General features: G+C 73.6%; 10 protein-coding genes. 5 read left to right on the plus strand and 5 right to left on the minus strand.

What is annotated here, in order from left to right; translation table 11 throughout:
* Positions 1-343, minus strand: a 343-nt coding sequence (locus ACR9ZG_RS14665) for a PLDc N-terminal domain-containing protein (RefSeq protein WP_481285586.1), incomplete at its 3' end; no start/stop codon positions are given.
* Positions 344-494: 151 nt separating this feature from the next.
* On the opposite strand from ACR9ZG_RS14665, the gene ACR9ZG_RS14670 reads away from it, so the two are divergent.
* Together ACR9ZG_RS14670 and ACR9ZG_RS14675 are read left to right on the plus strand one after the other, a co-directional pair.
* Positions 495-2477 (plus strand): hypothetical protein, encoded by a 1983-nt coding sequence (locus tag ACR9ZG_RS14670; RefSeq protein WP_481285587.1) that lies wholly within the window; start codon positions 495-497, stop codon positions 2475-2477.
* Between the two features lie 160 nt (positions 2478-2637).
* On the plus strand, positions 2638-3492 hold the full coding sequence (locus ACR9ZG_RS14675; RefSeq protein WP_481285588.1) for a polyphosphate kinase 2 family protein: 855 nt from the start codon (positions 2638-2640) through the stop codon (positions 3490-3492).
* A gap of 5 nt (positions 3493-3497) precedes the next feature.
* Here ACR9ZG_RS14675 and ACR9ZG_RS14680 read toward each other — a convergent pair whose 3' ends face one another.
* Positions 3498-4853 carry an isochorismate synthase gene (locus ACR9ZG_RS14680; RefSeq protein ID WP_481285589.1) on the minus strand — a complete coding sequence of 452 codons (1356 nt, stop codon included), beginning with the start codon at positions 4851-4853 and terminating at the stop codon, positions 3498-3500.
* 123 nt (positions 4854-4976) lie between these two features.
* On the opposite strand from ACR9ZG_RS14680, the gene ACR9ZG_RS14685 reads away from it, so the two are divergent.
* Genes ACR9ZG_RS14685 through ACR9ZG_RS14695 form a run of 3 tightly spaced genes read left to right on the plus strand, consistent with a single transcriptional unit; the run spans position 4977 to position 8698 of the window.
* Positions 4977-6227 (plus strand): demethylmenaquinone methyltransferase, encoded by a 1251-nt coding sequence (locus tag ACR9ZG_RS14685; protein ID WP_481285590.1) that lies wholly within the window; start codon positions 4977-4979, stop codon positions 6225-6227.
* Positions 6227-7306 carry a polyprenyl synthetase family protein gene (locus ACR9ZG_RS14690; RefSeq protein WP_481285591.1) on the plus strand — a complete coding sequence of 360 codons (1080 nt, stop codon included), beginning with the start codon at positions 6227-6229 and terminating at the stop codon, positions 7304-7306. Before ACR9ZG_RS14685 ends, ACR9ZG_RS14690 begins: the two co-directional genes overlap by 1 nt.
* An 18-nt stretch (positions 7307-7324) precedes the next feature.
* Positions 7325-8698 (plus strand): FAD-dependent oxidoreductase, encoded by a 1374-nt coding sequence (locus tag ACR9ZG_RS14695; protein ID WP_481285592.1) that lies wholly within the window; start codon positions 7325-7327, stop codon positions 8696-8698.
* A gap of 33 nt (positions 8699-8731) precedes the next feature.
* On the opposite strand, the gene ACR9ZG_RS14700 is transcribed toward ACR9ZG_RS14695, so the two are convergent.
* From ACR9ZG_RS14700 to ACR9ZG_RS14710, 3 genes are all read right to left on the minus strand, one after another.
* A complete protein-coding gene (locus ACR9ZG_RS14700; protein ID WP_481285593.1) occupies positions 8732-10906 on the minus strand; it encodes an acyltransferase family protein in 2175 nt (724 codons plus the stop codon).
* A 99-nt stretch (positions 10907-11005) separates the two neighbouring features.
* Complete coding sequence (locus ACR9ZG_RS14705; RefSeq protein ID WP_481285594.1) at positions 11006-11494, minus strand: YajQ family cyclic di-GMP-binding protein; 489 nt, start codon at positions 11492-11494, stop codon at positions 11006-11008.
* A gap of 59 nt (positions 11495-11553) precedes the next feature.
* The coding region (locus ACR9ZG_RS14710; protein WP_481285595.1) for a glycosyl hydrolase family 95 catalytic domain-containing protein at positions 11554-12327 on the minus strand (774 nt) is incomplete at its 5' end.

Here is a 12327-nt window from a genome sequence, read left to right on the forward strand (position 1 = left end):
AGATGTGTATAAGAGACAGCTTGTCCAGCAGCGATTGCGCGCTCGCGATGTCGGCGGCGGGCGTCGCGGACGCGGTCGGATGGGCGCCCCAGTTGTCGTCCTCCCGCACAGTCTGCCGCTGCCGGGCGTTCCGCTCGGCCATGCCGCGGCCGCGGGCGATGAGGTAGACCAGCGCGGTGAGGAACGGGACGAAGATCAGGAAGACCACCCACACCGCCTTCCACCAGCCGTTGAGGGTCTCGTCGCGGAACATGTCGATGAGGATCGTGAACAGCACCATCAGGTAGGCGACGAAGGCGAACGCCCAGAACATCAGCCAGAAGAAGTTCCAGAATCCGGTCATCACAGGTCCCCTTCGCTCGGTGGGCCACACGGTAGCGCCGGGAGGGGCCTCCTGGCTACGGGGCGATAGCGGCCCGGCGGGGTCGCGGCGTCGGTCGCGGTGTCGTCGCGCCGCCGGAGGGCGTGTCCGGAGCCGGGGTTAGGCTGACCGCATGCTGCCCCAGCTGCCACCGCGTGTCTGGCGGGGGCGGTCCGCGGGAGGCCGCCTCGCTCTGGTCGCGGGGCTGGTGGTCGGCGCGCCGCTGGCGCTCGTCCTCGGGCTCGTGCTGCTGGCGCTGGGTGTCGTCGCGGCGGTCGTGACCCTCGTCGCGCGGCTGATCGGCGTGGTCGCCGCCGGGGCGTGGGCGGCGGTGCAGCGGGCGCGCCGCATCCCGTATCCGTTCGAGCCGCGCCCGACGCGGACCAGGCGGGGGAGACGCGTCGCGTTCAGCGGCCTGTACCTGGCGCTGGTCCCGCGGACGATCGGCGGGGCGGCGCGGGTCGCGAGTCTGCTGCTCGGCCCGCTCGCCCTCCTGGTGAGCGTGCTGGGCCTCGTGCTGCCGCGGTGGCGGGCGCGCCCGTACGTCGCCGTGTTCACGATCGCGGGCCTCCTGCGCAAGGTGGTCGGGCTCGGGAGGCGCCGCGGGCTGCTGCGCGACGGCCAGGACACGGTGCTGACCGGTTACGACGAGCTGCTGGCGCTCGCCTTCCCGCTCATCCGCGACGTGCTCGACTGGTGGAGCGACCCGCACGCGCCGGACGAGTACGAGCCGACGCCCGGCCTCGCCGACGTGCCGGCCGGACTCCTCGGCCTCCCGCTCGGCCCGGTGCCCGACCCGCTCGGTCAGCCGGGCATCGCCGCGGGCGCGATGCGCCGCCGTGCGATCGGCTCGCTGCGCGAGCTCCTGGTCAGCCAGCGCGAGATCGACGACCTCTGCGACCCCGACCTCGACGACCGGCCGGACACGGCACTCATCCGCATCGTGCGGTGCGAGGAGGCGGCCGGCGCGGTCCGTTGGATCGTGCAGCTCCCGAGCACCCGGTCGTGGCACCCGCGCGCCGGTGCTGCTCCCAACGACCTCACCGCCGACCTCGTGATCGGCGGGGACGAGGAGGCTACGCTCACCAGGGCGGCGCTGCGCGCGATGGACGAGGCGGGCATCCGACCGGGCGAGCCGGTGCTGCTCGCCGGATTCAGCCTCGGCGGCATGGCCGCGGCCCAGACGGCCGTGCGGGCGGCGCGCGCCGGCCTCGCCGTGACCCACCTCGTCGTGGCGGGCGCGCCGCTCGGCCGGCTGCCGGTCCCGGAGTCGGTGGCGGTGCTGGCCCTGGAGCACGTGCTCGACCCGGTACCGCGCATCGAGGGGCGCGAGAACCCGGTGCGGTGGCCGGGTGGTCCGGCAACGGGCCCGGCGGGCGGTCCGGCGGTGCGGGTGGAGGCGCGGGAGTGTCGCGAGCGGCCGTTCCTGACGGTCAAGGCAGGGCCTCCCCTCGCCGTCGGCTTCCGGATCGGCGCGCTGCACCAGTCGACGGCGTACGCCGACACCGCCGCCGCGATCGAGGCGGAGCCGCCGGATGCGAGCGTCGCCGACCTGCTGAGCGGCCTGCGGCCGTTCTTCGGGGCGCGGCACCGCATCGACGACCGTGCCGCGCAGCGGGCCGGCGGGCTGCCCCCGCGCCCGGCCGTGCCGCTGTACCTGCACAGCACGGTCGAGGAGGGCATCACGCGCGGGACGCTGCGGCAGACCGTCCGCCGCCTCCCGGGCGTGTACGCGGTCGACGTCTACCAGTCGCGCGCCGGCTTCGCGACGACGATCCTCTGGAATGCCGACATCCTCGTACGCGAGCTGGATCCGTGGCTGGTGTCCGCCGGACGCACCGCGGTGTACCGCGGACTGCTCTCGCTGCTGGCGCGGCGCCGCGCGGTCGGCGTGCACCTAAGGCTGCAGGCCCGCCGCACGCCCGGGATCACGTGGGAGGCGACGGTGCAGCGCCTGGCCGACGGCCGCTGGCGCGAGTCGATCGACATCACCGTGGACGACCGCGCCGACCCGGCCGAGGTGACCCGGCTCTTCCCGGGCGGCACCGCGCCGGTGGTCGTGCTGCACCCGCCGGACGCCTTCGAGCCCGTGCTCGACGTCGCCCGGGTGCGGTAGGTGCGCGCGGGTGCGGTGACGCGCGCTGGCGTGCGCGGGTGCGGCGGCGTGCGCTGCGCGCGGGGAGGCGGTGGCGCCGGCCCCGCTGCTGCGGTGCCGATGGCGGGCGGGGGCTACCATGGGCCGCGTTCCGGGCATCCCGTCCGGCGGAGGAGGCGCTGTGGGGCGCGAGACGTACTGGACGACCGATCCCGACGAACTGCTGCGGGTCGCCGGCGACTTCCGGCTGGCCGACCGCGACACCGGGGCGACGCCCGGCTTCGACGGCAAGAAGAAGGACGGTGAGCGCGCGCTTGCCGAGGGCGCGGGCATCCTCGCCGACCTGCAGGAGCGCCTGTTCGCCGCGGGGACGCACGGCGAGCGGCGCAGTGTCCTGCTGGTGCTGCAGGCGATGGACACGGCGGGCAAGGGCGGCATCGTCTCGCACGTGGTCGGGGCGATGAACCCGGGCGGTGTGCGGTACGCCGGCTTCAAGAAGCCGACGCAGGAGGAGCTCGCGCACGACTTCCTCTGGCGCGTCGAGAAACGGCTGCCCGCGGCCGGCGAGGTGGGCGTCTTCGACCGCTCGCACTACGAGGACGTGCTCGTCGCCCGCGTGCACGAGCTCGCATCCCCGGACGAGATCGAGCGCCGCTACCGCGCGATCAACGACTTCGAGCGGGAGGTGTCCGAGAGCGGCACGACGATCGTCAAGGTGATGCTGCACCTGGGCAAGGACGAGCAGCGCGCTCGCCTGGAGGCGCGGCTCGACGAGCCGGCCAAACACTGGAAGTTCAACCCGGCCGACGTGGACGAGCGGCTGCGCTGGGACGACTACCAGGAGGCGTACCAGCTCGTGTTCGACCGCACCACGACGCCGTACGCGCCCTGGTACGTCGTGCCCGCCGACCACAAGTGGTACGCGCGCATCGCGGTGCAGCACCTGCTCATCGACGCGCTCGAGTCGCTGAACCTGGAGTGGCCGACGGCGGACTACGACGTCGAGGAGCAGAGGGCGCGGCTCGCGGCCTCCTGACGCGTCTAGCCGAACGCCTCCACCACCGGGCGGAACTTCATGGTGGTCTCGGCGAGCTCGCGCTCGGGGTCGGAATCGGCGACGATGCCCGCGCCCGCGTACGCGGTGAGGTCGCCGTCGTCGGTGAGCTGCGCGCAGCGGAGGGCGATCGCCCACTCGCCGTCCCCGTCGCCGCCGACCCAGCCGACGGGCCCGGCGTAGCGGCCGCGGTCGAACGGCTCGAGCTCGTGGATGAGCGCCAGTGCGTCCTCGCGCGGCGTCCCGGCCACGGCGGCGGTCGGGTGGAGGGCCTCGGCCAGGTCGAGCGAGCTGGAGCCGTCGCTCAGCATCCCGGCGATGTCCGTCGCGAGGTGCCACAGGTTCGGCAGCTTGAGGGTGAAGGGGGCGTCGCTGGCGTCGAGGTCGCCGCTGTGCGGGCGCAGGGCGTCGAGCACGCTGGTGACGGCGAAGCGGTGCTCGTCCTGGTCCTTCGTGCTGGAGAGCAGGGAGGCTGCAGCCTCGGCATCCGACGCGGCGTCGCGTCCGCGCGAGACGGTCCCGGCGAGCACGCGGGCGGTGACGGTGCCGTGGTGGACGCGGACCAGCGTCTCGGGGGAGGAGCCGAGGAGGCCGTCGACGGCGAAGGTCCAGCACTCCGGATAGCCGAGCGCGAGCTCCACCAGCGCCCGCCGGACGTCGGACTCGAGGGGGAGGTGGCCGCCGAGGTCGCGCGCGAGGACGACCTTGGACAGCCCGTGCTCGCGGATCCGCTCGACGGCGGACGCGACCGCCGCCTTGTAGCCCTCGCGGCCCATCGCGCCCGGCAGCAGGCTGAGCCGGTACTCGTCGCCGAAGGCGGTGGGCTGAGGGAGGGCCGCGATCGTGGCGGGGCGCCGTGCCGCTGCGCGGGTGGCGTCGGCGCGGGTGGCGTCAGCATGGGGGGTGCCGCCGCCGGTCGTGTCGGGTGCTCCGTCGGGCGCGCTGTCCGTGCGACGGATGCGGGTGATCCAGCTGCGGCCGCCGCGGCGGCCGAGGACGATCTCGGGCACGATCAGCGTGCTCGTCGCGGCGCTGTCGTCGGCGAACGCGAAGGTCCCGAAGGCGACCAGGCCGGTGCCCGGGGTGCGCACCGCGTCGTCGACCGTGGCGAGGGAGGCCGTCTCGCGCCAGACCCGGGAGGCGTCGCGGATGCGGTCGGGCCCGGTGAACTCCAGCCGCAGCGCCTCGCCGATCCCGGCGATCCCCTCGCCCTTGCGGAGCCACACGAGGGGGTGGCGGGAGTCGAGGAAGGGGATGAGCTGGCGGACGTCGTCGAGCGGGGTGGTCTCGACCGAGAGAGCCGTCACGTCCGTCGCTCGTCGCGTGGTCGCTGGTGCTGTCACCGGACCAGCCTACGCCCGCGGAACTGTGGGCCCGATGCGTGCCGGCTGAGCGTGCGCTGCCGGTGTGGCCCGCGCGCACGCGCGGAAATGCACGTGTTCTGCGGGGCAGCCTAAGCTGGTGGGGTGAGTAAGGCCGACCTCAGCAAGCAGCCCGCCCAGGTCGCCGCCATGTTCGACGAGGTGTCGACCCACTACGACCGGACCAACACCGTCCTCTCGATGGGGAACGCGGCCCTCTGGCGAGTGGCGACGACGCGAGCCGTCGCGCCGCAGGCCGGCGAGACCATCCTCGACGTCGCGGCCGGCACCGGCACCTCGAGCGCGGCACTGGCCCGCAACGGGGCGAGCGTGGTCGCCGCCGACTTCTCCGAGGGGATGATCGAGGTCGGCAGGCAGCGCCAGGCCGGCAACCCGTTCGTCAGCTTCGTGCAGGCGGACGCGACGGCCCTCCCGTTCGACGACGACACGTTCGACGCGGTCACGATCTCGTTCGGCCTCCGCAACATCGTCGACCCGCAGAAGGCGCTCGCCGAGTTCTACCGCGTCACCAAGCCGGGCGGCCGCGTCGTGATCTGCGAGTTCTCGCGCCCGCCGCTCGCGCCCCTGCGCGCCGGCTACGGCCTCTACCTCAAGTACGGCATGCCCCTCCTCGCAAGGGCCGCCAGCTCGAACCCGGCCGCCTACGAGTACCTGATGGAGTCCATCCAGGCCTGGCCGAGCCAGCCCGCCCTCGCCGCCTGGCTGCGCGACGCCGGCTTCGAGCGCGTCGCCTGGCGCAACCTGACCGCCGGCATCGTCGCCCTGCACCGCGGCTGGAAGCCGGAGCGCGCGACGGCACCCACGGCGGCCGCGACGGCGGCGCCCGCCGAGCGGCAGGTGCCCGCCGAGAAGGCTGCGCCCGCCTCGAAGCCCGACCCCGCCGAGAAGGCTGCGCCCGCTGAGAAGGCTGCGCCCGCTGAGAAGCCTGCGCCCGCTGAGAAGGCTGCGCCCGCTGAGAAGGCTGCGCCCGCTGAGAAGGCTGCGCCCGCCTCGAAGCCCGGTACGGCCGGCCCGAAGAAGCCGGCCGCAGCCAAGCCCGAGGCCGCGACTCCCGCCAAGCCGAAGCCCGCGGCCGCGGCCACCGCGAAACCGAAGCCGGCCGCCTCCACCAAGCCGAGCGCTGCTGCGCCAGCCTCCGCCACGCCGACCGCGGCTAAGCCGACCACCGTGAAGCCCGCCGCGGCGAAGGCAGCACCGGCCACGCCCAAGCCCGCCTCCGCGAAGTCCAAGCCCGCCTCCGCGAAGCCCGCGGCGGCATCCGGCGGGGGTGCGCGCTCCGAAGAGTCCGCGGGGCCCGCAGGGCGCCCGACGTCCGTCCCGTCCGAGGGGGAGTAGTGCCACGTAGTGTTCCGGCTGTGCGGCGGCCGCCGTCGCTGACCAGCCAGCTGGGCCTCACCGAGCGGATCTTCATCCGCGGGGAGGACCGCGAGCTCGCCGCCGCCGTCGACGCGGGGCTCGCCGAGGTCGAGGAGGGGCTGCACCGCGAGATGCGGTTCGCCGACAACCTCGCCGACGTCACCGCGCGGTACCTGCTCGAGGCGGGCGGCAAGCGGGTCCGGCCGATGCTGACGCTGCTCGCCGCCCAGCTCGGCAACGGCGCCACCCCGGAGGTCCTGCAGGCGGCGCGCGCCGTCGAGATCACGCACCTCGCCTCCCTCTATCACGACGACGTCATGGACGACTCGCAGATGCGCCGCGGTGTGCCGACCGCGCAGTTCGTCTGGGGCAACTCGGTCGCCGTGCTCACCGGCGACCTGCTGTTCGCGCGGGCCAGCAAGCTGGTCTCCGCGCTCGGCGAGCGCGCGATCCAGCTGCAGGCCGACACCTTCGAACGGCTCTGCCTCGGCCAGCTGCACGAGACCATCGGCCCGCAGGAGGGCGAGGACCCGGTCGGGCACTACATCCGCGTGCTGGAGGACAAGACCGGCTCGCTGATCGCCGTGGCCGCGCAGATGGGGGTCGTCTTCTCGGGCGCGCCGGAGGAGTACGAGCAGCCGGTGGTGACGTTCGGCGAGAAGATCGGCGTCGCGTTCCAGATCATCGACGATGTCATCGACCTGTCGCCGAAGGGTGTCGAGGAGACCGGCAAGACCCCGGGCAACGACCTCCGCGCGGGCGTCGCGACCCTCCCGGTGCTGCGGCTGCGGGAGCGCAGTGCGACCGATCCGGAGGCCGCCGAGCTGCTGGAGCGGCTCGAGCGCGACGTCATCGGCACCGCCGACGAGGGGCCGGCGACGCCGGAGGCGACGGCGGCCATCGCGGCGCTGCGCGAGCACGAGGTGACGCAGCAGACCCTGGAGGAGGCGCACCGCTGGGCGCACGAGGCGGTCGACGCGCTCGCGCCGCTGCCAGACGGGCCCGTCAAGAAGGCGCTGGTGCGCTTCGCCGACACCATCGTCGAACGATCCAGCTGAGCACGAAGGAATCAACGCATGACCAAACTCCGACTGGCCATCGTGGGCGCCGGCCCGGCGGGCATCTACGCCGCCGACATCCTGCTCAGGGCGGAACGCAGCTTCGACGTCTCCATCGACCTGTTCGAGCAGCTTCCGGCCCCGTACGGGCTCGTGCGGTACGGCGTCGCGCCCGACCACCCGCGCATCAAGGGCATCATCACCGCTCTTCGTGAGGTGCTCGACCGCGGCGACATCCGGATCTTCGGCAACGTGAACTACGGCACCGACATCACGCTGGACGACCTCAAGCGGCACTACAACGCCGTGATCTTCGCGACCGGAGCCGTGCGCGATGCGCCGCTCGACATCCCGGGCATCGACCTGGAGGGCTCGTACGGCGCCGCGGAGTTCGTGAGCTGGTTCGACGGGCACCCGGATGTGCCGCGCACCTGGCCGCTGGAGGCGCAGTCCGTCGCCGTCATCGGCAACGGCAACGTCGCGCTCGACATCTCGCGGATGCTCGCGAAGCACGCCGACGACCTGCTGCCGACCGAGATCCCGGACAACGTGTACGAGATCCTCAAGGAGTCGCCGGTCACCGACGTGCACGTCTTCGGCCGCCGCGGCCCGGCGCAGGTGAAGTTCACCCCGCTGGAGCTGCGCGAGCTCGGCGAGCTGCGCGACGTCGACATGATCCTGTACGACGAGGACTTCGACTACGACGAGCAGTCGAAGGCCGCGATCGCGAGCAACAAGCAGGTCATGGTGATCGACCGCGTGCTGCAGCAGTGGCGTACGCGCGAGGTCGGCTCGGCCTCCCGCCGGCTGCACCTGCACTTCTACGCCAAGCCGCTGGAGGTCGTGGGCGACGAGGACGGCCGGGTGAAGGCGTTCCGGTACGAGCGCACCGAGCCGGACGGCGAGGGCGGTGTGCGCGGCACGGGCGAGATCCGCGAGGTGGAGGTGCAGGCCCTGTACCGGGCGGTCGGCTACTTCGGCTCGCCGCTGGCCGACATCCCGTTCGACGCCCGGCACGGCGTCATCCCGAATCACGAGGGGCAGGTGCTGCGGCCGGACGACAACGAGCGCATGTACGGCGTCTACGCGACGGGGTGGATCAAGCGGGGCCCGGTCGGGCTCATCGGCCACACGAAGTCGGATGCCATGGAGACGATCAAGCACGTGATCAACGATCAGGGCAACTGGTGGTCCCCCACAGACCCCTCCGAGGAATCTGTGGAGAACCTGCTGCGCGAGCGGGGTGTGGAGTACACGAATCTCGACGGCTGGCACAACCTCGACGCGCACGAGCAGGCGCTCGGCGCCGAGCAGGGCCGCGCCCGGATCAAGGTCGTGCCGCGCGAGGAGATGATCCAGGTCTCGAACGCGGTGCCAGCGCAGGCCGACTGAGCGCGCTCGGCCGGGCCGCCCGACCGGTGCCGCTCACCCCGCGAGCACGCTCGCGAAGGCCTCGCGCATGGCGGGAACCAGCCGCAGCACGTAGGTGCTGATCGGGTGCCACGTGTCCCGCTTGACCAGGGTGTCTCCGGCGAAGGCGGGGCACCGGCCGTCGACGCAGAACCAGGCGAGGTCGTCGAGCATCGTTCCGCCGTGCGCGCCGGCCACATCGGCGAGCATCGCCATCGATGACCGGTAGTCGGACTGCGAGACCGTCGTCACGCACGCGCCGGGAGCGCTCCGCGGCGAGTAGCAGTCGGCGAGGTTCGCACCGTAGGGCGGCGGGGGGAGCACGACGAGCTTCCCGTACGAGCCGTCGAGAGCGGCGAGCTGCCGGTCGAAGCCCGCGCGCCAGGCGCCGAGAGTCGCTCGCTTGCCGGTGTCGACGTCGTTCCCGCGGAGGTAGGTGTTCGACACGATGACGAGGTCGGGCCGCATCGAGCGCACGAGGTCGACCTCGGTCTGCCGGCGCATCGCGCAGGTCTCGGCCGCCCGCGCCGACGCGCCGATGCGCACGTCGACGAACGGGCAGGCGTACAGGGCGGCGGAGGTCAGCCTCCACTCGCCGGAGCCGATGACCTGGGCCAGCGCCGGGAGGTAGGCCGCGGCGATGGAGTCGCCGACGAGCACGGCGGTGTGCGGGGCGTTCGGGTCGCCCCACGTGCACTCGGCCTGGCTGTAACCGCCTGAGGAGCACTTGTCGAACGCGCGGTCGACCTCCACGCCGACGGGGTCGCCCGGGTCCTGCTGGAGCTGCGGCCAGGAGGTCGCAGCCAGGGCCTGCGCGAGCTGTGCCTGGAGGTCGGCGGTGGCGGCACCGGGGGAGGCTGCGTCGCGCGCTGCGCCGTCCGCGGCCCCGGTATCCGCGCCGTCCGCGGGTCCGTCGGCCGCGGGCGCCGTCGCGGCGGGCGCGGGTGACACGGTCGGCGCTGCGCCGCCCGCCCCAGCTGTCGCGGCCGGTCCGCGGTCGAGGACGAGCGCGAACGCCACGCTCGCGCACGCCAGGACCGCCAGCGCGGTGACGCCGGCGGCGGTCGAGCGGCGCACGCTCGCCTCCGATCGTTCGCGCCGCGGCTCCAGCCACTGCGAGCGACGCACCGGTTCCTCGACGAAGCGGTACGACAGCGCGGCGACCCCGACGCCGACCACGACCGCGATGACAGCGGGGAGGAGGGTGCCGTCGCCGGGGAGGCCGCGGAACGCCTCCGCGATGAGCACGAGCGCCGGGAAGTGCCACAGGTACAGCGAGTACGAGATGTCGCCCAGGTAGCCGGAGACGCGGTTGGTGAGCGGGTGCAGCCTCCCGAACCGTGCCGGCCGCGGCTCCCACGGGAAGGCGAGCACCAGGGCCGTCGAGACGACCGCGAGCGCCGCCCAGGGAGCGGGGAATGCGGCGCCGCTCGGGGTGACGAGAGCCGCGGCGACGATCCCCGCCAGGCCGGCCGTGGCGAGCGCCGCGCGCACCCGGCCGGGCGCGCGCTCGGTGAGAGGCAGCGCGAGGGCGACCGCCCCGCCGAGGGACAGCTCCCACAGCCGGGCGGGGGTGACGAAGTACGCGGAGCCCGGGTCCGCCTCCGTCAGCGTCAGGGCGAGGACGAACAGGAGGAGGGTCGCGGCCAGCGTCAGCAGCGCGACGGCCGGGCGGCGCAGAGCGCTGGAGGCGGCGAGCACGCACAGCATCAGGAGGCCCAGCGGCCACACGAGGTAGTACTGCTCCTCCACGGACAGCGACCAGAAGTGCTGCAGCGGCGACGTGGCGGACCCCTGCTGGAAGTAGTCGGTCTGCAGGCTCGCGAAGCGCCAGTTGGACACGAACCCGAGAGCGCTCGCCGCATCCCACAGAGTCGCCTGGAAGCGGCCGGACGGGAACAGGAGCCACGCGCCGGCGACGGTCGCGGCGACGGTCGCCGCGGCGGCCGGGAGCAGCCGCCGCGCCCGCCGCCGGTAGAAGGCGAGGAACCGGATGCGCCCCGTCCGGTCGAACTCCCGGTACAGCACCGACGTCATGAGGAAGCCGGACAGCACGAAGAACACGTCGACACCGACGAACCCGCCCGCGGGCACCCCGAACGCGTGATCGGCGACGACGAGCAGGACGGCGACGGCGCGCAGCCCCTGGATGTCGCGGCGATGGCCGGGTGCGGGTGTCGGTGCGGGCACGGGTGTCGGTACGGGCGCAGGACGGGACGGCAAGACGGACTCCTCGGGTGATAAGGAGTCAGTACAGCAGGTGCGGGGTGTGCCCTGTTCGGGGGTGGCCTAGCGGAAGTTCACGAACTGCAGGGCGACGTCGAGGTCGGCGCCCTTGAGGAGGGCGATCGTCGACTGGAGGTCGTCGCGGCTCTTCGAGGAGACGCGGAGCTCGTCGCCCTGGATCTGCGACTTGACGCTCTTGGGCGCCTCGTCGCGGATCAGCTTGTTGATCTTCTTGGCCGCCTCCTGGTCGATGCCGTTCTTGAGGCCGATCTCGATGCGGAACTCCTTGCCGGAGGCGTACGGGGCGCCCGTGTCGAGCGACTTGAGGGTGATCCCGCGCTTGATCATCTTGGACTCGAGGACCTCGAGGACCGCCTTCACGCGCTCCTCGGTGTTCGCCTTGAGCAGCACCTTCTCGCCGCTCCACTCGACCGAGGCGCCGACGCCCTTGAAGTCGTAGCGCTGGTCGACCTCCTTGCGGGCCTGGTTGACGGCGTTGTCGGCCTCCATCTTGTCGACCTTGCTGACGACGTCGAACGAGGAGTCTGCCATGAGTGTGTTCCCAATCTCTTCGAAGACGTGGTCCAGTCTACGGACTGAGCCCGCCGCGGTCAGCCCGCCGCGGGGGCGAACGCCCCGGCGGCGATGGTCGCCCGCTCGCCCGGCGCCAGGGTCAGCCTGAGCCTGCCGTCGTCCAGGCGGACCGTCACCGGGCCGTCGCCCGCGACGCGGGTGAGCGTCGCACGGGTCAGCTCGCCGGCCTCCCACTCCAGGTCGACCGCGACCCCGCCGCGGGCGCGGAGGCCGGTCGCCGAACCCGTGGGCCAGCCGGGCGGCAGGGCGGGCAGCAGGTGCACGTCCCCGGCGTGGCTCTGCAGCAGCAGCTCCGCGATGGCGGCGGGGAGGCCGAGGCTGATGTCGACCTGGAACGGCCGGTGCGCGCGCAGGAACGTCGGCACGAGGCCGCCCCACGTCCACCGGGCGGCGCCGCGCAGCTCGGGGTCGCCCTCCGGCGGGAGGAAGGTGCTGCGCAGGACGGCCTCGGCGGCGGCCCCGTCGCGCAGCCGTGCGCGCAGGGCGATCGACCACGCCCACGGCCAGCCTTCCGCCGGGTGCGCACGCGACGACACGAAGGCCTCGGCGGCCGCGGCGAGGCGCGGGTCGCGGTCGGCGTCGATCCGGGCGAGCGGGTACAGGCCGACCAGGGCGGAGAAGTGGCCGTGCGCCGGGTTCGGGTCGACGCGGTCGAGGTGCCACTCGCGGATGCGGCCGTCGGCGCCCCCGGCGGCCCGCGCGATGCGGGGCAGCCCGGCCCCGGCGCGCGCGCCGACGTCGTCCTCCGCCCCGCCGAGCCCGACCGCGGCCGCCAGGAGGTCGTCGCGGGC

This window comes from Leifsonia sp. KNZ12-8B (assembly GCF_056755495.1).